20 protein-coding genes, 1 pseudogene and 1 riboswitch are annotated in these 23,537 nt (G+C 26.3%); of the genes and pseudogenes, 3 read left to right on the top strand and 18 right to left on the bottom strand.

The window, feature by feature from the left end; translation table 11 throughout:
- Nucleotides 1–257: 257 nt before the first annotated feature.
- The 3 genes from AZI32_RS12705 to AZI32_RS12695 form a co-directional block, all read right to left on the bottom strand.
- Complete coding sequence (locus AZI32_RS12705) at nucleotides 258–1,244, bottom strand: cation transporter (RefSeq protein ID WP_061996194.1); 987 nt, start codon at nucleotides 1,242–1,244, stop codon at nucleotides 258–260.
- A 267-nt stretch (nucleotides 1,245–1,511) separates the two neighbouring features.
- Nucleotides 1,512–3,374 (bottom strand): ABC transporter ATP-binding protein, encoded by a 1,863-nt coding sequence (locus AZI32_RS12700; RefSeq protein WP_061996193.1) that lies wholly within the window; start codon nucleotides 3,372–3,374, stop codon nucleotides 1,512–1,514.
- Entirely contained in the window at nucleotides 3,367–5,583 is a 2,217-nt protein-coding gene (locus tag AZI32_RS12695) for an ABC transporter ATP-binding protein (RefSeq protein ID WP_061996192.1), read from the bottom strand. Before AZI32_RS12695 ends, AZI32_RS12700 begins: the two co-directional genes overlap by 8 nt.
- Nucleotides 5,584–5,944: 361 nt before the next feature.
- Here AZI32_RS12695 and AZI32_RS12690 point away from each other — a divergent pair, with 361 nt between their 5' ends.
- Nucleotides 5,945–6,400, top strand: a complete 456-nt coding sequence (locus tag AZI32_RS12690; protein ID WP_061996191.1) for a MarR family transcriptional regulator — start codon at nucleotides 5,945–5,947, stop codon at nucleotides 6,398–6,400.
- Nucleotides 6,401–6,532: 132 nt separating this feature from the next.
- On the opposite strand, the gene AZI32_RS12685 is transcribed toward AZI32_RS12690, so the two are convergent.
- From AZI32_RS12685 to AZI32_RS12670, 4 genes are read right to left on the bottom strand one after another with little or no spacing between them, the layout of a single operon-like run.
- Nucleotides 6,533–7,180: a diphthine--ammonia ligase gene (locus tag AZI32_RS12685; protein WP_061996190.1), complete on the bottom strand. Its 648-nt coding sequence runs from the start codon at nucleotides 7,178–7,180 to the stop codon at nucleotides 6,533–6,535.
- Nucleotides 7,181–7,190: 10 nt separating this feature from the next.
- Complete coding sequence (locus AZI32_RS12680) at nucleotides 7,191–7,946, bottom strand: ABC transporter ATP-binding protein (RefSeq protein WP_061996189.1); 756 nt, start codon at nucleotides 7,944–7,946, stop codon at nucleotides 7,191–7,193.
- Nucleotides 7,947–7,950: 4 nt separating this feature from the next.
- Nucleotides 7,951–8,973, bottom strand: coding sequence for an iron ABC transporter permease (locus tag AZI32_RS12675; RefSeq protein WP_061996188.1), 1,023 nt, complete (start codon nucleotides 8,971–8,973; stop codon nucleotides 7,951–7,953).
- Complete coding sequence (locus AZI32_RS12670; RefSeq protein ID WP_061996187.1) at nucleotides 8,963–9,877, bottom strand: ABC transporter substrate-binding protein; 915 nt, start codon at nucleotides 9,875–9,877, stop codon at nucleotides 8,963–8,965. The genes AZI32_RS12675 and AZI32_RS12670 overlap by 11 nt, the downstream gene beginning before the upstream one ends.
- 152 nt (nucleotides 9,878–10,029) lie before the next feature.
- Nucleotides 10,030–10,204, bottom strand: a riboswitch (cobalamin riboswitch).
- Nucleotides 10,205–10,400: 196 nt separating this feature from the next.
- Here AZI32_RS12670 and AZI32_RS12665 point away from each other — a divergent pair.
- Entirely contained in the window at nucleotides 10,401–11,222 is an 822-nt protein-coding gene (locus tag AZI32_RS12665; RefSeq protein ID WP_061996186.1) for a phosphotransferase, read from the top strand.
- A gap of 27 nt (nucleotides 11,223–11,249) precedes the next feature.
- Here AZI32_RS12665 and AZI32_RS12660 read toward each other — a convergent pair whose 3' ends face one another.
- Nucleotides 11,250–11,690: a DMT family transporter gene (locus AZI32_RS12660; RefSeq protein ID WP_082761247.1), complete on the bottom strand. Its 441-nt coding sequence runs from the start codon at nucleotides 11,688–11,690 to the stop codon at nucleotides 11,250–11,252.
- 11 nt (nucleotides 11,691–11,701) lie between these two features.
- Nucleotides 11,702–12,124, bottom strand: a complete 423-nt coding sequence (locus AZI32_RS12655; RefSeq protein WP_061996185.1) for a DMT family transporter — start codon at nucleotides 12,122–12,124, stop codon at nucleotides 11,702–11,704.
- A gap of 717 nt (nucleotides 12,125–12,841) precedes the next feature.
- Between AZI32_RS12655 and AZI32_RS12650 the strand changes: the two genes are divergently transcribed.
- Nucleotides 12,842–13,531, top strand: coding sequence for a cyclic nucleotide-binding domain-containing protein (locus tag AZI32_RS12650; protein WP_010296239.1), 690 nt, complete (start codon nucleotides 12,842–12,844; stop codon nucleotides 13,529–13,531).
- A 50-nt stretch (nucleotides 13,532–13,581) separates the two neighbouring features.
- Here AZI32_RS12650 and AZI32_RS12645 read toward each other — a convergent pair whose 3' ends face one another.
- The 9 genes and pseudogenes from AZI32_RS12645 to AZI32_RS18465 all read right to left on the bottom strand — a co-directional run bounded on the left by AZI32_RS12645 (nucleotide 13,582) and on the right by AZI32_RS18465 (nucleotide 23,062).
- Nucleotides 13,582–14,142: a histidine phosphatase family protein gene (locus tag AZI32_RS12645; protein WP_061996184.1), complete on the bottom strand. Its 561-nt coding sequence runs from the start codon at nucleotides 14,140–14,142 to the stop codon at nucleotides 13,582–13,584.
- Between the two features lie 276 nt (nucleotides 14,143–14,418).
- Complete coding sequence (locus tag AZI32_RS12640; protein ID WP_061996183.1) at nucleotides 14,419–15,087, bottom strand: Type 1 glutamine amidotransferase-like domain-containing protein; 669 nt, start codon at nucleotides 15,085–15,087, stop codon at nucleotides 14,419–14,421.
- Between the two features lie 82 nt (nucleotides 15,088–15,169).
- Nucleotides 15,170–15,763 carry a YdcF family protein gene (locus tag AZI32_RS12635; RefSeq protein ID WP_157450915.1) on the bottom strand — a complete coding sequence of 198 codons (594 nt, stop codon included), beginning with the start codon at nucleotides 15,761–15,763 and terminating at the stop codon, nucleotides 15,170–15,172.
- Nucleotides 15,764–15,885: 122 nt separating this feature from the next.
- Nucleotides 15,886–16,236: pseudogene (locus AZI32_RS18040) on the bottom strand (GNAT family N-acetyltransferase); the annotation flags it as partial.
- 372 nt (nucleotides 16,237–16,608) lie between these two features.
- A complete protein-coding gene (locus tag AZI32_RS12630) occupies nucleotides 16,609–19,746 on the bottom strand; it encodes a GNAT family N-acetyltransferase (RefSeq protein ID WP_061996181.1) in 3,138 nt (1,045 codons plus the stop codon).
- A gap of 754 nt (nucleotides 19,747–20,500) precedes the next feature.
- Entirely contained in the window at nucleotides 20,501–21,133 is a 633-nt protein-coding gene (locus AZI32_RS12625) for a histidine phosphatase family protein (RefSeq protein ID WP_206406639.1), read from the bottom strand.
- Nucleotides 21,134–21,164: 31 nt separating this feature from the next.
- Complete coding sequence (locus AZI32_RS12620) at nucleotides 21,165–21,911, bottom strand: hypothetical protein (protein ID WP_061996180.1); 747 nt, start codon at nucleotides 21,909–21,911, stop codon at nucleotides 21,165–21,167.
- Between the two features lie 352 nt (nucleotides 21,912–22,263).
- The gene (locus tag AZI32_RS12615) at nucleotides 22,264–22,836 is read right to left on the bottom strand and encodes a hypothetical protein (protein WP_061996179.1); all 573 of its coding nucleotides are present in this window, start codon (nucleotides 22,834–22,836) and stop codon (nucleotides 22,264–22,266) included.
- 70 nt (nucleotides 22,837–22,906) lie between these two features.
- A complete protein-coding gene (locus AZI32_RS18465) occupies nucleotides 22,907–23,062 on the bottom strand; it encodes a hypothetical protein (RefSeq protein ID WP_157450914.1) in 156 nt (51 codons plus the stop codon).
- Nucleotides 23,063–23,537: the final 475 nt, after the last annotated feature.

The raw sequence follows: 23,537 nt of genomic DNA, 5'->3' as shown, positions 1-23,537 counted from the left end.
TAGTTAAAAGTTAAGAGTGAATAGTGAACAGTTGTGGTTATTACTATTCACTTCGTTCCTAGTAATTCTCAACGTATCTTTTTATAAATTTGCAAAGCAAATTATATTGATAGATTTTTTAAAATCATTTTCAGAAAGTGTTTGTCACTTTCATCCTAAATTCATAATTCATAATTCTTAACTAACTATATTTGCACTTATTTTTCTCAACTGATAACAAAAATTTGATGAATAAATTTAAATGGTCGCTTGTTTCCCTATATTGATAAAAACATTATATAGCTTATAATAACACCTAAAGCACTTCCAATTATAATATATTTATTTGTTTTTTCTTTTTTACTTTTAAGTATAACAATCATTAATATGGTACTTATCATTCCAAAAAACAGTAAATTTTTACTTTGTTTATCACCAAAGTTATAAATAGAACCTTTTATATATAAAACGTCTACTACAAATAATATTAAGAAATTAAACAAGTTACTTCCAACTATATTACCAACTGTTACATTGAAATTACCCATTCTAACTAATGATATACTTGAACTTACCTCTGGTAGAGATGTAGCAATTCCTAGTAATAATGCACCTACTAAACTAGCTGACATATTAAGTCTTACTGATATTATATCTGTTACATATGTTATTGATATACTAGCTATAACAAGCCCTATACTTGTAAATATAAATCTTATTATTATTTGTTTTAATGTTAAACTACATTCTTCTTCAGTAACAGTATCATTAGCTATTTCTTCAAAAGCCATATCTTTTTCACTATTATCATTAATCATAGATTTTACACCTAATACATATATAATTAATATAAATATTGAAGTACAACTTACAGTTAAAATGTTCAAATCTAATATCTTATACATATTTAAAATAATTATTATGTAAATAATTAGAGTATATACTGCAGTATGTTTATGACTAATAGACACCTTTGACTTTTTAAAAGTGCTGAATGAAAACAGTATTAGTATTGAAAGAGTTGTAAGATTAAATATATTACTTCCAAGTATATTTCCTAACGCAAGTCCAGAGTTATCAAAAAACATTGTAGCTGATATACTTGTTAATAATTCTGGCAAAGAAGTAACTGCAGATAATAATACTCCGCCTATAAATGCACCAGAAAGATTAGTAGTTTTATCTATTAAATCTACATAATATGCTGCTTTAATAGATAATAAAACTACCAATATAGCTACAACAAAATAAATTAAATAAATCATGAATATTTCATCCCCTTAAAAACTTTTTATAATATAGAGTTCCAAGTTAAATTTTCAAATTTCTACCTTTAAATCTTGGATATCCCCAAAGTGATATATGGTCTAAATCACTTTAAATTCAAACTTCATATCAAAATCCTATATTAAATTTCTTTTTATCTAACAAATAATTATAACATACTGTTTTATTTTATATAAACATAAAAATAAAGCTATGAATTAAATTTTACAATTTAATTCATAGCTTTTAATTTTACTTTTAAATCATTATGAAGCTTCTACTTCTTCAAACTGACTATTATATAATCCTGCATAGAATCCGTTTGCTTTTAATAATTCCTCATGATTTCCTTGTTCTACTATATCTCCATCTTTCATTACAAGAATTAAATCTGCATCACGTATTGTTGATAATCTATGTGCGATTATAAAGCTAGTTCTTCCTTCCATAAGGTTTTCCATAGCCTTTTGAATTAATACCTCTGTACGAGTATCTACTGAACTTGTGGCCTCGTCTAGTATTAATATTTTAGGATCTGCAATTATTGCTCTTGCAATTGTCAATAATTGTTTTTGACCTTGAGAAATATTATTAGCTTCCTCATTTATAACCATATCATATCCGTCAGGTAATGTTTTTATAAAGTGATTTGCATGTGCTAGTTTAGCTGCTTCTATAACTTTATCATCACTAGCATCTAAATTACCATAACGTATATTTTCCATTAATGATCCACTAAATAACCAAGTGTCTTGAAGTACCATACCGAATATTTTACGTAAATCATTACGCTTAAATTCTTTTACATCATGACCATCTATTAATATATTACCACTATTAATATCATAAAAACGCATAAGAAGTTTAACTATTGTAGTTTTTCCCGCACCAGTTGGTCCTACTATAGCAACCTTTTGACCTGGTTTTATATCAACAGAAAAATTATTAATTATAGTTTTGTCTTCACTATATCCAAAGTTAACATTTCTAAATGAAACAGCTCCTTCTATATCTTCAGTATTACAAGATACCTTTACATCTTCTGTCTCTTCTTCTTCCTCTAAAAACTCAAAAACTCTCTCAGCTGCAGCTGCAGTTGATTGCATTACATTTGCAATTTGTGCTGTTTGAGCTATAGGTTGCATAAATGACCTTACATATTGTGTAAATGATAAAATATCTCCAACTTGAATAGCTTTCTTTATAGTTAGATAACCTCCAAGTATAGTAACCATAACATAACCTAAATTACCTATAAAAGTCATTACCGGCATCATAATACCAGATAAAAATTGAGACTTCCAAGCTGAATTATATAATTTTTCGTTTAAACCGTTAAATTCATCTATTGCCTTTTTTTCACCATTAAAAGCTTTAACTATGTTATGTCCGCTGTATATTTCTTCTACCTGTCCATTAGTGTTTCCTAAATATCTTTGTTGTGATTTAAAATATTTTTGTGATTTTTTAACTATTAAGCCTATAAATCCCATAGATAATGGTATTATTACTAAACTTGCAATAGTCATTTTAACGCTTATAGAAAGCATCATTATCAATACACCTATCATTGTGGTAACTGCTGTTATCATTTGTGATAGAATTTGATTTAAGTTTTGACTTATTGCATCAACATCATTTGTAACTCTAGATAATACTTCACCATTAGTATTTTTATCATAATATTTAAGTGGCATTTTATTTATTTTCTCTGATATTTTTTTTCTTAAATTATAAGAAACCTTTTGAGATATATCTGATGTAATAAATGTTTGTATAAATGAGAACACCGCACTTATAATATATAACCCTACTAAGATTAATAGTATTCTTTGAATTTTATCAAAATCTATACCATTTACACCATTGCTACTAATTTTTCTTACTAAACCTTCAAATATTTCTGTAGTTGCTGTACCTAAAACTTTAGGTCCAATTATTGAAAATGCAGAACTTCCTATTGCAAAAATCACTACAACTACCATAGCTAATCTAAAAGGTTTTAAATAACTAAGCAGCTTTTTCATTGTTCCTTTAAAATCTTTGGCTTTTTCTCCACCAGCAGCCATGCCTCCCATAGGACCACCTCCCATGGATGCCTTGCCTTTATTTTGCTTTCCATTACTCATGAGTTAATTCCTCCTTTGTAAGTTGGGATGCAGCTATTTGTTTGTAAACCTCACAGTTTTCTAACAATTCATCATGTGTACCTATTCCTACCATTTTTCCTTCATCTAAAACTATTATTTGTTCAGCATTAATAATTGTACTTATTCTTTGAGCAACTATAATAACTGCACTTTCTTTTGTTTCAGATTTTAATTCTTTACGAAGTATAGCGTCTGTTTTTAAATCTAATGCTGAAAAACTATCATCAAAAATATATACTTGAGGTTTTTTAGCAATGGCACGGGCTATTGATAGCCTTTGTTTTTGTCCACCAGAAACATTACCTCCACCTTGTGCTATATGAGATTCAAAACCTTCTTCTTTTTTACTTATAAATTCCATAGCCTGTGCGATTTTACAAGCCTTTTCTACTTCTTCTTTTGTTGCATTTTCAGCTCCATACTTTATGTTACTTTCAATAGTTCCAGAAAATAATATTCCTTTTTGAGGAACATACCCTATTTTTTTTCTAAGATCTCCTTGTTTGATGTCTCTTATATCTACGCCATCAAGTAAAATTTCTCCACCTGTTATATCATAGAAACGAGGAATTAAATTTATAAGTGTTGACTTACCACTTCCTGTACTTCCTATGATAGCAGTAGTTTTACCTGGTTTTGCAACAAAATTTATGTTGCTTAAAACATTATCTTCAGCATTTGGATATTTAAAAGATACATTTTTAAATTCTATGTTTCCTTTGTTCTTAGTTTCCTTACTTACATTAGGATCTTTTATTGAAAACTCTGTAGTTAATACTTCATCTATACGTTGTGCAGATACAGATGCACGAGGAAGTATTACTGATAACATTGAAATCATTAAGAATGCCATTATTATTTGCATTGTGTATTGTATAAATGCCATCATATCTCCAACTTGTATTTCAGATGCATTAATTTTATTTGCTGCAACCCAAACTATAAGTATGGTTATAAGATTCATTATAAGCATCATAAGTGGCATCATCATAGTCATTATACGATTTACAAAAGTATTTGTTCTTCTTAACTCTGTATTTGTTTCATCAAATCTTTTTTCTTCTGTCTTTTGATTACTGAACGCACGAATAACTAACATTCCTGTAAGCATTTCACGAGTTACAAGATTTAATTTGTCAACAAGTTTTTGAACCTTTTTAAATCTAGGTACTGCTAAACCAAATAATACAAGCACTACTGATATAATAGCTAATACTGCAACTCCAATAATCCAAGCCATAGATGTATCAGTGTTTAAAACTTTTATAATTCCACCAATTGCAAGTATAGGTGCATAAAATACCATTCTTATAAGCATTACTGTAACTGTTTGTATCTGTTGTATATCATTAGTACTACGGGTTATAAGTGATGCTGTGGAAAATTTATCGAATTCTGCATTTGAAAAACCTACCACTTTTTCAAATACTTGTCCACGCAGATTACGGCCCATACCTGCAGCAATTTTTGCTGCTATAAATCCTACTGCAACTGTAGCTACCATGCTTAATAATGCTATTGAAAGCATTTTAGCTCCAGAAGAAAATACATAATTAGTTTGCATTTTATCTGTATCTATTCCTATTTTATTATATTCATCCTTTATAAAATAAATAGATGCTTGAGTATACATATTTTCATCTATCTCTGCAATTTTCTCATCCATTTGAGTTTTTAAATTAGAAAATTGTTCTTTAGGTATACTATTAATTAATGTATCTACATCCATATCTTTTGGTACATTAGGAATACTCTCATTTTTAATAGCCATTTCTAGTGCAGAAATGCTCATAATAGATTTTGACATTATTGTATTTAATGAATCTATTGTAGCTTCATCTTTGATATCTTTTAATTCATATACTGATTCATCTTTTAAAATTGGATATTTATTTATGTATTTATCATATTCATTTTTATCAAGATTATCTTTGCTTAACAATTCATAATTGTCCAATACTATTTTTTTATCTGCATCATCCATAAATAATGTTAAATTATTTAATTGACTTTCACGAATTGATTTTGGAATAGCATTTTCAATTCCTCCTTGTTGGATTCCTACATTTACAATCTTTGATGTATAATCTGGTAACGAAAGATCACAAACTGCTTGAAGTGTCAATAATAAAACAACTGCGACTATTGACATAAAAAATGGTTTTAAGTACTTTACAATTTTAAACATAAATCTTCCCCTTTCTTTTAAATCGTTCTTATATGTAATTTAAAACTTACTAATTATAAATATAAGTTCATTTTCAAATAATAGCTTACCTATAACTAATAAAATTTTATTATTTGTCACCACCTTTATAGTATTGATTATTTTATAATTATTATTTATATCTATGATTTTTTTTAATTTTGGTATATAATAATTATAGTTTTTAATAGTTGTGTTTTTTAATAGTTATATTTTTTAACTATTATTTTCTAAGTATATATCTCATAAAAAAGAAAGTCAATAAATTTTTTATATTTTTTCGATTGTATAAATATGTAAGATTAATTAAAATAGGGTATAATGTTAAAGGGAGGAATTTTTAATGAATAATAATAAAAATCTAAAATTAATTGCTAAGGATTTTTTAACTATAGTACCATTATTTCAAAAAAAACTTGTAAAAAGAAATTGTAACTTTTCTCAAGATAATCTTAATCATTCTCATTTTCAAGTAATGGCTACTTTAAAATTCTATGGTAAGCAGCCTATTTCTGAGGTTAGTAAAAGACTTTTTATATCTATGCCTAATATGACTAAACTTCTAAATAAGCTTATTGAAAAAGAAATGGTTGTTAGACTTCCTGATGATAAAGATAGACGAATAATCAATATAGAATTAACACCAAAAGGTGAAAAATATCTTGATGAAAAATATAATGAAGTATTAGATACTTTAACAAGTAAATTTTCTACATTATCAGAAGATCAAATAGACAAGTTAGCATTATCTATACATAATTTAAAGGAAGTTCTTACAGCAATAAGTTCTGAGGATTAATTTAAGCTTATACTTTACAACTAAATTATAATAAAAAAATTGCAGAATTCATTTTATAATCTTTTATCTTATAAAATGAATTCTGCAATTTTTTATTTAATTCAATATAATTCCGAACTTTTTAATAACATGTTATCTTATATCTAAATAACCATATCCATTATTTGTTATATTTCCATTTGTGGTAAATTCTATAGGGAATTTAAAAAGTGGTCCATCAAAAACAAAAGTGTGGTATTCTCCGTTTTCTCCACAAGGATCAGCACCTGTACTTTTTATTTTCCCAACTAAATCTTTAGTTAAGACTTTTCCTAAATAACCCTCATCTAAATATTCTAATTTAACATTTTTCAAAACCGCTTTAAACCCAGTTTCTATAAATTCATAGGTTATTTCTTCCCTATTACCTTGCCATAATGGGAAAATAGCTTCTATACCAACTTTTTCACATCTTTCACTACACCACTGTCTATGTTGTTCTATATCTATATCACCAAAAACACAAGCAGTTACGCCTTGTTCTTTTGCCTTCTTTAATGCATTTTCAAAAGTTGCTTCATACTGATTTCCTTTACACTTTACTAACATTAATGGAATATTCATTGATTCCGAAACTTTTTCTAGCATTGGTTCTGGAATTCCATGAAACCAACTTCTATTTAGACTCTCATCAACTGTAACTAATAACCCACTTGGAATATGGCCTTGATTAACCATTTTATAAAGTGCTAATGTACTATCTTTTCCACAACTATATGACATAATAAATTTCTTTTTCATAATGCTTCTCCTACTTCCATTTCTCTAAAGCTTTAACCATAAATTCTTTTATGTTCAGTCCATAAACCTCTTTAAGTCTTTCCTCTTCTAATACATCACTGCAACTACCTTTAGCTATAATATGTCCTTCTTTAATCATTATTACTTCTTCGCTAAACATCTGAACTAAATTTAAATCATGTAACACACCTATTACTGTTTTATTCTTTTCTTTAGTCCATTTATTTATATGTCCTAATATTTCTATTTGAGATTTTAAATCTAAGTGATTTGTTGGTTCATCAAGTAAAATTATATCTGGATCCTGAGCAAAAGCTCTTGCTAAATATACTCTTTGAAGTTGACCACCAGATAACTCTGTTATCATTTTATCCTTTAAATCTAATAATCCTACATTTTCTATACAGCTTAAAACTAATTCTTCATCATCTTTTGAAAGCTTAGAAAATATTCCATCAAAATGTGCATATCTTCCTAAAGCTACTGTTTCAAAAACTGTATAAGGAAAATAAATTTCAGATGTTTGTGTCATAAAAGCAATCTTTTTTGCAAGTTCTTTTCGTTTTATTGTCTTTAATTCTTCTCCATCTATATTTATTTCACCTTTATACTCTATAAGATTTGCTATTGCCTTTAGCATAGTAGTTTTTCCACAGCCATTAGGTCCTACTATAGATAAATTTTGACCTCTTTTTACTTCTATAGATATATCTTTAACTATATCAAAACCATTGTAACCACAATATAAATTTTTTATTTTCAGCATATTATCACCTATTTCTTTTATTAAAGTATAAATATCCAAAAAATGGCGCTCCTATAAGTGCTGTAATTGCACCTACTGGCAATTCTGATGGTGATACTACTGTTCTTGCAATTAAATCTGTAATTACCATTAATGAACCACCAATCACTATACACATTGGAATTACTATTTTGTGATTAGATCCAAATATTTTTCTTACCATATGTGGTGTTATTAAATCAATAAAACCAATTACACCACTTAGCGCCACTGCAGTTCCTGTTAATATTGCAGTAGCTACAAATAATAACTTTTTTACTTTTTCAGTTTCAACACCTACTGATTTTGCCTGTTCTTCTCCAAAACTTAAAATATCCATTTCTCTACAATATCTTAAAACAATTGCCATTCCTATTATAAAAAACGGAATGCCTGCTGTAACATATGACCATCCTTTCATTGCAAAAGAACCCATTTGCCAAAGCGTTATTGTTTTTATATCTTCACTAAAAAACGATGAAATTGTTGTTAAAAGAGCATTTGTAAATAATGAAAATACTATACCTGCTAAAATTATAGTGCTATTTGATAAACCTTTGTCTACCTTGCTTGCAAAGGCAATTACTAAAAATACTGTTATTATACCAGATAAAAATCCTATAAACGGCAATGCTAAATTTCCTATAAACGGTATTGAAATATGTAAAACTATGTATACTCCTACACCTAAAGAAGCTCCTGATGAAACCCCCAAAGTATAAGGAGATGCTAATGGATTTTTTAAAACTGATTGAACTACTGCACCACTTACTGCCAATGCTGAACCTACTAAAAATGCTAAAATCACTCTTGGAAGCCTAATAACCCAAATTATTGATACATCTTTAGGTTGTATCCCTGGTTGTAGTGGTATATTAAATAATTTATTTCCAATTATTGATACAATATCACCTATACTAATATGGGAACTTCCTATAGAAGTTCCCATACAGATTACCAAAAATACTATTGGAACAGCCAATATTAGTAATAATTTTTTATTTTTCATATTTATCTGGATATATAGCTTTAGCCATTTCTTTTAAAGCTTTTACTATATTTTGGCTTCCACGTGATGATGCGTTTTGATTTATTAAATAAACTTGTTTATTCTTAACTGCATTAACATTTTCCCAACCTGGACGTTTTAAAATTCCTTCTACTGCATTTGGAATATATTCTTCATTTGTTAATATAACATCTGGATTAGCTGAAATTACATTTTCTTCACTAGGTGCAATCCAGCTATTTTCATTAACAAAAATATTTTCTCCACCTACTGTTTGAACCATTTCATTTAAGAATGTATTATTTCCAAAACTGTATAATCCTGATGCTGATCCTATTTCAAAATAAACTTTTTTCTTATCTGTAATTGATTCTCCTACTTTTTTTATTTTGTCTATTTCACTTTTCATGTCGTCAACAATTTTTTTTCCTTCTTCTTTAGTTCCAGTAAGTTCTGCTAAAAAATTGATATCTTCATATACTCCATCTACGCTATCACTGCTTGGTAAGTATACAACTGGAATTCCTGATTCCTTTATAACCTTAAATGGATCTTCATTTCCTTCTTTATTATGACCTGAAGCTATTACAATATCTGGTTGTAGTGCTATAATTGCTTCTGCATCAGGATTTCTAAAATCTATTTTAGTTATATCTTTTTTAATTCCTTCAACATCAGCTGAATATGTATCAACAGCTACAAGTTTATCACCTAAACCTAGTCCCATTAAAATTTCAGTATTTGATGGCGCTGTAGAAATTATTTTTTCTAATTTTTCTGGCGCTGTGAATTCGTTTCCTTCTCTGTCTTTCATAGTTGTAGTTTTGCTTGAACATCCAACTAATAAGACTAAACTCATTATTGCTGATAATAATACCAATAGAATTTTCTTTGATTTATTCATAATTTTTCCTCCAAATTATATATTTATTAATAATTTTATATTTATTATTTAAAATAAAAAAACACACCCGTAGGTATGCCGTAATACACTAAATTATTTTACTCTTAAAATAAAATAACATAACATGTACCCTAATATTCCACCCACAGAGAACTATAGTACAATTAATAGGCAGGTCTCCCGACTTTGCTTCGTCCTCCATTTTACCTTCCCACAGTTTATACTGCAGTGGCTTATAAAACTTCGTCAGCTTCACGGTTACTGGGTCAGTTGAAGATTCTCACTTCATTCCCTATTAAGAAAAACACCTATAATATAATAATAATTTTTATAATTGTAACAATTATTATTATATTATGAACATATATCTATGTCAATGTCTATTTGTTAAGTATTTTTAAGTATTAGTTACAATTATATAATAAATATTCAATAATTTTACATAAGAATTTAATATTCTTCTTATTTTTACAATAGTTATATATGCTATAATATGTTTATTAAATTTTGTGTAGGTGATTTAATGATAAAAAACTCTAAAAATCATGTTAAACTAACTCGACTTGATGGGCTAAACAATTTAAATTATCTGTTAAGCTATGATGATAAAAACTATTTTTTGAAATGTAATTTTAAAGATAAAAATAAAGACTTTTCTTATGAATATGAACTTTTAACTTTATTAGACCTGAACCACATATGTCCTAAAGTAATCTATAAAGATACTTGTAGCTACACTATAATAAGCGAGTTCATTCCAAATTCACTTATAGATGAATCTACTTGTACAGACCCAAAATTTCTTTTAAGTTTATCTAATAAATTAAAAAGTATGCATAACCTAAAATGTGATTATATATATAATCCCTTTAATGAAATAAGAAAAAAGCTATCTATACTAAAAAAACTCAATTTTAAATTTTCTAATGAATTTATATTTATAATTAGCAAACTTGACGCTATTGAAACCATTTTGTGTAATGATATAAATTATGGTTTATGTCATAATGACTTAAACCCGTCAAATATCCTTTATAAAAATGATGAAGTATTTTTAATAGATTTTGAATTTAGTGGTATGTGGGATATTTTTTATGACATTGCAACATTTTGTTGGCTACTAGACGATAATTCTAGAAAAATATTTTTAATGTCTTATTTTAATAATTTTTCACAGGAATTACATCTTAAATTTAAAAGATATCTTTTTGTAGTTAAACTATGGAATATATGTTGGAGTTATGTAAAATCGTTCTCTTCAACATCTGATTATGATTATAAAAAAGGTGGCGATCTTGTTCTTATAGATCTATATAATGACTTAAAAGACGATAAGTATTTGTAAATACTTATCGTCTTTTATATACGTTTTTTAATTATCACTGCATATCTTATTATCTACCTTGGAGTTGTATAAAATTCCTATTGTAACTACCATGGCACCTAATATTTTATTAATTTCTATTTCTTTATTTATTAAAAAATCAATTATAATACCAGCTAATATCTGACCTATAAATAGCAATAACATACTATAAACCACAGGTATTTTGGGTATTATTATGTTAGAAGTATATACTATAACAACACCTATAATACCACCACAAAATACAAATATAGGTATGTTATTAAATTCCACCGTAGATAATTCAACATTACTTCCTACAATTAAAAGCACTATCATAGAACATAACAGTCCTACAATATAATTTATTAAAGTACTTTGTAATACTCCTATTCTTTTTCCTAGCGATGAATTAATTACCATAGATAAGGTTGTTAAAACTCCACCTATTATTGCAAGTATATACAAATTTTCTCCTCCTATCCTATTGTCATTACTATTAACCCTACTATTATAATAGTAAATCCCATTAATTTTTTAATATTAAACTTATACTTTTTCATTCCAAACAAGCCATAATGGTCTATAAATGAAGAAAATATTAACTGTCCAAATACAGCCAGCGATGTAGTTAATGTAACACCTATTCCCCCTATTGTTATAATATTACTTAAAGTTAAACCTACTCCTACAGCACCACCTAGAAATAAATATTTAGGAACATCTCTTTTAATGCTTACTCTTTCTCTTTTTATTATCATAATTAAAATTATTGCTATTAATCCAACTAAATGAATTATTATAAGGGAATACATTGATCCAACTTTACCTTCTAATTGACTATTAAACGTAATCATAACAGAAATTAAACTTCCTATAAAAAGTGCTAAAATATTATACATTGTTAATCACCCCAATACTATATAGAGACAAGCTCCAATTTAAATTTATTCAATAACCTTAAAATATTTTTATACAAAATGCAGTATTAAATTCTAAGTAATTCAGAGCATGTCTCACTATTTTAGGTATCCAAGTTTTGAAATGGATAATTTTAAAACTTGGAACCCTATATATAGAGACAAGCTCCAATTTAAACTTATTCATCAAATTTTTGTTATCAGTTGAGAAAAATAAGTACAAATATAGTTAGTTAAGAACCTAGAAGTTTAAATCTTCTCACATTAAACTCATATAAAGTTTAAAGATAATAGAAGCATAATTAAGTATTTCAATTTAAAAGAGATAATTAATAATTAAGAGTTCAGGAGGAAGGTAATACCACTTTCTTTTAATCTAATAATATAATTTGCTTTGCAAATTTATAAAAATATACGTTGAGAATTACTAGGATCAAAGTGAATAGTAATAGCCACAACTGTTAACTATTCACTCTTAACTTTTAACTAAAATAATCTGTAAACTATTAGTATAATATTAATCTTAAATTTTCTCATTTGATAAGTTCATAAATTTAAAAGTCAGTTTAAAACCCTATAACTTAATCAAATTAGATATATAATATCAAAATAATAATCTATTATATAGGACATTTGTCCTATATAATAGATTTAAATAGAATTTTTTTAATTTTTAAATTATACAAAGGGGTGTTTTAGTTGAAAAAATCTAAAAACAGAAAATTAATAAATGCTTATTTAGAAAAATACTCATTAAATAAATACCTAAGTGAAAGTTTATCTTTATGTTGCGAACTTCATACATTTGACAAAAATGAAATGATTTGCACTCTAAATGAAGATATGAAATATATATATTTTTTAGTTAAAGGTAAAGCAAAAGTTTATACTCTTCTCTCCACAGGCAAGTCATTACTTATATGCTTTATAACCCCTCTTTCGGTAATGGGGGATATTGAATTTTTGGATAATTCAGCTGCTGATTGTTCTGTGAAAACAATTGAATCATGTCACCTTATAGCAATTCCTATTGATAAAGTTAAAAAACTTGCATATGATGATTCTGTTTTTTTAAGATTTATAATATCCTCTTTAGAAAAAAAGCTGAGAAACAATTCTATTTTTAGCTCAATAAATATGTTATATCCATTAGAAAATAGATTTGTAAGTTATCTTTTATCTTTACCTATTAACAGTAACAATACTGTTGAAATAGATGAATTAACCCATATATCCGAGCTTCTAGGTTCTAGCTATAGGCATTTAAATAGAGTTATTAAAAATCTTTGTGAAAAAAACTTAATAATAAAAGATTCTAATTTAATAACAATTTTAAATATGGATGAACTAAAAAAGTTAGCAAGAGACATATATAAAAATGAAAAATAATAGAAGCTATAAACTATTAAAAATAAATAGTTTATAGCTTCTTTACTACGTTAATTATTTATATATTTAAACTTAACAAAATTTTCACCATCAAATTCTAACATAACAACCCACGGCATTATATTTTTTATTCTTTCAAAATGTTCATATTTAAAAGTTACATCATAATAGTTTATAATAGTGCTTAATGCTGTACCATGAGTTCCTATAATTATGTTATTACTATTATTTTCTCTTAATATACTCTTTAAAGCATTTATATTTCTTTGTTGTACTTCTAATAAACACTCACCATCTTCAATTTTATAATTAAAATCCTTCCACTGATTTTTTGCAAAGCTATCAAAATCATCTAGCCATTTATTACAAATTCTTCTTTCTCTAAAATCTTCTACAATATTAATCTCTAAATTTAACATTTGTGCCACAGGTAAAACTGTATCTATAGCTCTTTTATATGGACTTGAATATACTTTATTTATATCTTTATTCTTAAAAAGCTCACATAAACTTTCACTATCTTTAAGACCTTCATCGGTCAATGGTCTAGTCAGATCATCCAAAATTTTAAAATCTGGTTTTGCGTGTCTTACAAAATATATTTTAGTCATAATGATTTCCCCCTCTATATTGCTTTTTAAAACTACTATTATAATTATATTACCATAACCTCTTCATCCCAGATTACCTCTCTTGTTTCTTTAAAACCTATATTTTTATAAAATTTTTTGTAACAATATTTTTAGGTACATCACTTGTAAAAACTTAATTTTTCCTAACTTACACCTTAAATTTTTCAACAACTTCATGATAACAATTCTTCTATATCCTTTTTTATACTTTTTATCAATCATAAGTCTATTTAATTTCCATCTATTTGTGTCAGGTTAATCTCTATTAAATTTAGTTACATCCCCAATTAATCTAATTTTATCACTATCTAAAATTATACCTCCAGTATCTTTAATAGCATAAACTGTAGTTGTCTTTTCTTCTAATGCTTTTTTTATACAGTTATTTTCCATATCAGTTTCTGCATAATGAACCTCAATATAGAAATTTTCCTTTATTAAACCTAACCCTTTTAAATATATAAATTCAGGATAGTCTTTATCTGGGGATATATAATAATTATTTAATTGCATCAAAGCACCTGCACTTACACCTATAACTATTTTGCTTTCATTTATACTACTGAGTATATCTTTCTCTAAAACATGCTCAACTGCCATATCAGGAAGCCCACCTGTTAAAAATACCACATCACTACTCTTTATTACTCTTTTCATATTCTCTTTAGTATCTTTAAAATAATTAATAAAAGTAATATTTTCTTCACTAATACCTAAATCTATAAAAGGCTCAACTATTTGCTTATAATACTTACCTTTTTCCTTATTATACGCTTTTTCCCAATCTACAGAATTACATATAGCCTCATTACTAAAAGCAAAAGGAATAACTACAACTTTATTATAAGAATGTATATATTCTTCTATGGTCTCTCTAGCCCATTTTTCATGAAAATTATATTGACTTAATAATATATTCACCATAGTTCTTATTCTCCTTTTTACAATATCTTTTCATAGCTTATCTATTAATTTTAATTCAATTATTAATAGAATTTCATCTAATTTATTCAGCAAATTCCTTGATATACTCCTTAAATTGTGAGCCACATCTTGTTAACTCACCCATAACTCTCTCTATTCCTTTATCTGTTTTAAACCAATTACTCTTATTTATTCCCTGTACCTCACATGGACAAATTATCAATTCTGAATTTGGATATGCCCACTTATAATACATAAGACAACGCCTTGCATGAAAATTTTTACAACAAATTATTGCTCTTTTTATATTTAATCCTAACTTATCTGTAACCACACGAGATTTGAACGCGTTTTCATATGTATTTTCAGCATTGTTTTCTTTTAAGATTGTATTTTTATCAACACCATTCTTAATTAAAACATCATAAAAGAAATCCCATTCTGTGTTATATGCATTATTATATTCATCTGTTTTTGATGATGGATTTGGAAAATATCCATACTTAGGGCTATACTTTCCAGAAGGTAAAATGCGTGGGGCATAATTATTTTTCCAAAGTTCTGCTGCTTTTTCCCCTAATTCAGCATAGGACCCTCCAGGTATAAAAATAATATCTGCTTTTTTAAGGTTATTTTCAAAAAATATAAAATTTGTAATATCATTTATAGATTTCATTCTTACCCCCATAAATTACTTAATAAATTTATTTTTAATTTAATATATATTAGATTTTGGGGCCTTGTTATTTTTATAGTAAAATTTTGCTTGTCCCACATCTTTCTCCATTTCACTTAACCTTAAAGCTCTTTTTCCATAGCTAAAAACTCCATTTCACCCTTAACAGTTTTTCCAATGAACTCATTAGTTACTTTAAAATCTAAACTTTTATAAAGCCTAATTGCCCTTTCATTAAACTTAAGCACTGATAGCCCTATAGTTTTTAAATTATATCTTTCTTTTATACAATTTAAAATTGAAGTTAAAAATTCTTTTCCTAGACCTTTGCTTGTTAAACTAGGTCTTAACTGTACTGAAAAAGTTACCTTATCACTTAAATAAATTGCACAATTCCCTACAAGTTCATTTTTATCACTATAAACAGAAAAAACATTATTATCATTTGGAAAATTTTTGACATAATCAATTTTCCCCTGTGAAAAATCATTATCAAAAAATGAATATAGTCCACCATATTTCCATGTTAGAAAATCCTCTCAAACGTATATTCAAGAGACTTTTGTTTCATTAAATATTATTCCTCATACCTAAAAGATTTTTAAATCCGTTTACTACTTCCATATTAAGATATATATAATTAATTTTCATCTCTTAATATAATCTTCTTATTTTTGAATTATTTATTTTAAAGTCCTTTATTGTTAATCACTCCTATAAACTTATAGAAAAAACATACAATTGCGAAAATATTCATACAACTTTCTTCTTGTTAATATTTATTCGATCGGTGATCAAACTTTATTTTTACACTCTTAATCCACACATTTTCATTTTTATTTCTCCTATTTAAATTGAATATTTTTTAAATTATTAAGCATTTCATCATCTATACTTTTATTTGTAAAAATATAGAACATTGGATTCATAAATATATTATCATGATTCGCAATATCTAATTTTTTTGTAACCAAATACACATTATCATCTACACTTATAGTAGACCTTTCCATAGTATCCTCTTTATTTGCATATATTTGAATTTTATCTTCTATATCATAATTTCCATAAAGCAATGATGAACTTGGAAAAATATCACAAAATTCAACTCCAGCTCTATAAGTTATTATTTCATTGCTAGAATCTTTGAATGTGATAAAGTTCTTCATCATATCATTTCCAATATTAAAGAAATTTCTATGACCCAAAAGCATATTTTTCATAAACTCTCCTGTACTATTAATAATTTCAGAAGTATGACATAATACAGGAACTCCTGGCAGCATCAAATAATATTCATTAATTTTCAAGCCTTTATATTGCTCATTTTCAGTTATATTCAAGGATGTTTTTATGCCATGCCATTGATTTCCACATGTATCTGTCATTTTAACAAAGTTTGTTATAACTTTTTCATTTAATAAACTTGTAGATTGAACGTACCAATTTCTAGGTACAGTCTGCATTCCACCAAACCATGGATTATACCATGTTCGCATTTCTGAATTTGGAAACTTACTATGGAGATATTCCTCATTTTTATAGGTTAATGAATATATTCCACTTGTAAAATCTGGAGAGGACTTAATGGTCATCACCCCATTATTTATTGAATAAATGTTAAATCCTTCATATTTTTTTATCTGCGTTTTAAAGTCTACATCTTTAATTTTAAATAAGGCAGAATTCTTTTCAAAAAGTAATGAACCTAAATCTGCTTTAACAGAAATAATATCAGAATCATACTCATCCGCCATTGATGTAAAAACTTCCATGGCCAATGTCATATTTTCAAAGTTTTTTTCTATACAACATACTAATCCCTTTTTTGAGTCAACTTTTATTTTGCCTTTAATGGGAATTTCGTTATATTTTCTTAGTTCTATTGAAGCACCATCTTTAATAAACGGATTTCCTTTATTTATAGATACTTCGCAATCATTAGTTGTGCATAATTTAAGAGTTTTGTTATCTTTTAAATTATCACCTTCAGCGTTGCATATTAACCCCTTCTGAAATGTCTTCAAAGCAAAACTTCTCAAATCTTGCCAAGTTTCGAAAGTTGTTAATGCTACATAAATTGATTTAGTAGTTTTTTTACTTTTTCCATTAACTATGCCAACATTCTCTTCAAGGTACATGTAAGGCCACTCTCCAAAATGGAGAAGTTTGTCTTTATCCCACCAAAGGCTACGTGTATTATTATCATCTCTTGAAAAGATCCAATTTTCACTTAGCAATTCACTTTTAAATGGAGTTGTATCCTCTAAAGCCATATCTGATAACTTAATAAATTTGTTATTATAAGGTATTACTCCTCTACTTAGTTCACCATGATATATTTGTTGCTTTATTAATATTTCCTCATCTGTTTTATTATCACTTAAATTGTATACTTCAAAATAACTCTGAGCAATGCCAGTTATGTGAAGTTTTACTATTAAAGTTACCTTCATTTCACTATAATTGTTAAAAAAATAATCTCCTTTGAGAATCATATGCTCATTTTCTTCATACCAACAAATATTTTCTATTTTCTTACTTAGAAGTTCATTATGATTAGACATTTCAAATTCAGGAGTAAATAAAACTGTTTCTCTAAATTGATTCTTAAATTTTCTAAAGCATATGCAGTTGTCATCTTTAGCTAAAATAACTGAGTATGCACCATTTACAATAATATAATCAGTATTTGTCTCTCCTCCAAATTTTCCTCCTCTTCCTTTAAAAAACTCTATTACATTAGCTTTAAATTCAATTTTTTCTCCACTTTTTAAAATAGCAGTAACATTAATCCACTCTGAATAAACTGTTGGTTTCTTGAGATAGTAAGGTACTTCTACTGAATTTTTTTCATTATCATTAAGTTTAACTTTAAAATCTCTATTCTTAAATTCTATATTATCATTTTTATTAAGCTTAAATTCAAAAGTAGCTTCTTCACATAAGTTATTTTTAATGTTTATATAAAATTTTGAATATTGTCCAGAAACTCTCTCGCTACTTTCTGATAAAATATTTATTTTTGCTGGTAGCCTTGTCAATATTCCGACCTTAAACAAAGCTATTTTATTATTTATGAAAATTTGTGATACAACTGCTGGATATATTTTTTCATCATCAATTTCCTTATCTGAAGACTTAATATAAAACTCACCCTCCACTATCTCTTTTTCATGAACATCTACTTCCTTGTTTAATTGAAATTTTATAGTCTTATCATCTTCACCTTTTATTTTTATTTTTATTGCTTTTCCTGTCTTATTAATTATTTCATAGAACACTTTGTATTTCTTTCCAAACATAAAAGTTTCATCATTAATTATTACAGATACTAAATAATCATCTGTCTCAATAAGTCGTAATCCTCTACTCCGACTTTCAAATTGTAGCCTTAGTTTTTTATTATTTATTTCCCAATTATATTCATAAAATTCATAACCATTCTCTTCAATTCCACTAGGCTCCATGTCCATATTTTGCTTTAAACCACTATACCAATCCTCATTTTCGAAGTATCCTTTAAGAGCTTCTATTTTTAAAATATATGGTATAAAGCTTATGCAATGAGAACATTTGTTCTTTTCCAAGAAAAATCCGCAACGCTTATAAAATGGTATAGATTTCTTATTTGAAGACCATGTATGAAGATCTATCATTGGATAATCGAGTTCTAAAGCTCTATTAACTACAGCTTTAATAATTTCTTTTCCAATTCCATTACCATGACAGTCATATCTTGTATTTAATAACTTTATCCTAAGTGCTTCTTTTTGAGATAATAACGCACAGTAGCCTAAAACCTCTTCATTATTAACAGCAAGAAAAGTATTTAAGTTTGAATTAGCTTTATGCGATTCTAAAATACTTTCCTCAGTTACATTTGCATAACTTCCATTCCATCCTTCAGTACTCATTGTCCACATCTTTGCAATAGCCTTTGCGTAGGCTGGAGTATATTCTACAATTTTCAAGCCATCCATAATCTTGCCCCCTTATGTCATATAGTTATAAAAATATATCCATTTAACTTTTTATAAATTACTTATTGCAATAAAATTTTTTATCTTTAAAGTTACCTACATTACCATATAAATCAATCATCACTTTTAAATATAATTTTGCAATTACTAATCATATTTATTTTCTTTAATCATCTTGAAAATTTATAAATATTTTCATCTGCTATATAGATTAATGAATTATCTTTAAAACCAATCCGTATCCATATAATTACATATAAAATTCAGCGTTTAAATTACTATCATGTATAATTTCTTGCTCCTCCTTATATAATTCATTAGCTAAATGATGTATTCTTAACTTTTTCATAAAGCCTTATTCTATTAATTTAATTATACTTAACCTTAAATATTTTATATATTACCAAAACATTTCAGTATTAAAGTTGAGCAAAACCTTCTAATTTAAACATTCTGTCTGCTTAGGCATAGTCAAATAAATAATAAGCCAGTATTCTCACCTATTTGCCACGAATACTTCGTCGGTAAAATCCAGCCATAGTCCCACTATGACTAGATTTCACCTCCTTGTCTCGTGACAAATATACTTTGAATCTTTGACTTATTATTTCTTTTCATATGCCTTATAAAAATTTATTTTTGGTAAGTATTTTCACAATAATATCCTCTTACTTGAAATCCATTTTTCATATAAAACTTTTGAGCTTTTTTATTTTGAAAATATACATGTAAATAAATTTCATTAATTTTTTATTCAAAAATCTACTCTCAAAAAATCATTATAATTTTCCATCTCAAATTCCAACTTTCCTTCACAATTTAATTTGTAAATTGCAACATCTAAAGTTTTAAATAATTTATTTTTATTAGTCCATTCAATATCTTTTACAACGTGGCATATTATATTTATTACACCACCGTGAGTTACAATTAAAATATTTTCGTTAGAATGTTTATATTTACATATCACATCATCAAACCATCTTTTTACTCTCTTATAAAAATCATCTGGACTTTCACCATTAGGATATTTCTCATCCATTCTTAAAGTATTAAAAAACAATCCAGGATATTTCACTAATGCTTCTTTATTCAACATTCCTGCTAAATTGCCATTGTTCATCTCTCTTAACTCTTTATCAAATTCAACTCTTATATCTAGTTTTTTAACTACTTCATTTGCTGTAGATAAAGCTCTTGGTAAATCACTCGAAATAATTTTTGTTATTTTAAACTCTTTTTGCTTGAAATAAAGAAATTCAGCAAGTTTTTTAGCTTGTTCTTTGCCTTCCGATATCAAATCTAACTGACTCCATCCACCTCTATATCTCTCATCATCTTTAGCATGTCTAACTAAATAAATATTAATTTTAAACCACCTCTGCAATAGTTTTAATACTTTTTCAATTTATTAACAATCAATATGATTCTACTTCTGTCATAAGTAATTCTTCTAAATAATCTGCCCTTGGTCTCTTATCTTCGTTGAAGAAATCCTTTACAGAACTTGAATCTGATTTAATAAAGACTAATGATTTAAATTCTGGAACTACATTGTTCATTTTCAATTTTTTTATATACTTTTTGTATAATTTAATGTACTCCTTCTCACTAATTTTTAATTCAACTTTAAATACTAATCCTATAAAATTATGTTCTCCTCCGCTTTGTATATACTTAGGCTGAACTTTACATATTGTATCAGTATCATATAGATTAATTCCTAATTCTTCATATAATTCCCTTTGTATATTATTATAAATATCAATTTTGCCTTCAATTAAATCCTCATCATCAAATCCTCCTCCACAGCACTGCAATCTATTAGGCAATGCTGTATTACAAGCCATTTCTCCTATAACAAAACTTGAATCTATAGTTTCAACTAATATAGATCCATAAATGACCCTACACCCGTACTCTTCTATATTGTTATGAATTGTGTACAAATAATGAGCATAATCCGTAGATTGTATATATACTTTTAAGTCTTTTCCTATATTTTCTATATTATTTATAGTAAATACAGTTCCCCTAGTAAAATTTCTTCCAGATTTTAATAATTCTTCCCAATGTGCCTCCACTTTTTCGGTTACATAACCTGGCATTATATATTCCTTGTCATATATAATTTCAACATTTCCATCTATTTTTCTTATAAACATTTATTTCACTATATTCCCCTTCTAATTTATTAAGTATTGATTATCTATCTTCTTGATTTACTTATCATATGTTTTATTACCATCTAGTATTTCTACAATTTTATTCATTCTTAAATCTCTTTATCTATATATTATATTTCTATTTCATTGCTATTTTTGTAGAAATATGTAACATATATTGTAACTTATATATACGCATTATTTACATTATTCATAAGAAGTTAACTTATTTATTTCTTTTATTTCTTATATTAAATTTTATTTATATCTTAAATAAAAATAGAGACATCACCACAAATTTCAAAACTTTCATGGCAATATCTCTATTTTTATATAAATATCTATTTACATTTTACATAAGCCTATCTAAAACATATTCTTTAAATTTTTCAAAGTTACCACTTTCTACTGATGTTCCTTTATCTATTTTATCATTTACATAATCATATTCTGCAAAACCATAATTAAATTTAGGACTAGATACTCTAACTTTAGTATCATTGATTGTGTATACAGCTTTATTTTCTAAAACTTTAGTTAGAAATTCTGATAACTCCTCACAAGATTTAACTTTTCCTTTTAAAATCATTTTCAAACCGCAATAAAACAAATTATAAGAACCTCTTAATTCAGTCATTTGTCCATTTCTTATATAGAATACTTTTCCTGTATTATAAAAGTATTTCACCTCATTAAAAGTCATAGTTTTATATTTATCATCAATTATTATTTCTTTATTATCAAACGCTTTTATATTTTTCACTATATTCTCCCAATTAATTGATTGGATTGATGAGTTATCTTCTATTATTTTTTTAAATTTATCAATAGATTTCTCTAAATTACTTTCTTCATTTATTATAGTATCATTTACTAAAACACTAAATTTCCCATTTTCGTATATTAAACTTATTTTTTTATTCATATATTATCTTTTGTGAGAGAATATTATAAGTATCCCCCACTAAAGTTCACCTCCCTATCATATTTCTAATTTATTTTCCCCTTATTTTTTTCCATAAATATAGAAAAAATTTTTCAAGCCCTAATTTTTCACATGAATAATTTCCCATTTTCATAAAAATTCTAATAAGTATTATAAACATGAATAAAGCCATTAAAAACTTTAACCCACCCTGAATATAGTCCATAAAACCTCCTTATTATAATCCAAATAATTAGATATATTATTTTATATAAAAATATAATTGCGTATTTAATACCTACATATTTTTATTTTTTTTAAATTTCCCCTTATTTTATTATATATTTTAAGCTATTCTATTTCATTATTTAGTATATCACTAGTATTATCCATGTGAAACACCTTCAATAGTTTCTCTAAAACTTAAATAAGTTAGATATTTTATTAAAACCAATTCTACAAAAAATTTCTCTTTTAATAAAAGTATAAGTTAAAAAATTATTTTAAAACCTTATATATTTAAAACTATGGATACATAGAAATTTTTAGAAATCATGTTATAATTAGTATATAACTTAACTATAATTATAGGGAAACAAGCTCGAATTTAAATTTATTCAATAACTTTAAAATATTTTCACACAAGATACAGTGTTGAATTTTAAGTGATTCGGAGCATGTTTCACTATTTTGGGCATCCA

It is taken from the genome of Clostridium sp. ATCC 25772 (assembly GCF_001573875.1).
In the GTDB taxonomy this organism is placed as follows: domain Bacteria; phylum Bacillota; class Clostridia; order Clostridiales; family Clostridiaceae; genus Clostridium_J; species Clostridium_J senegalense.
This window is presented reverse-complemented; position numbering and strand designations above follow the sequence as displayed.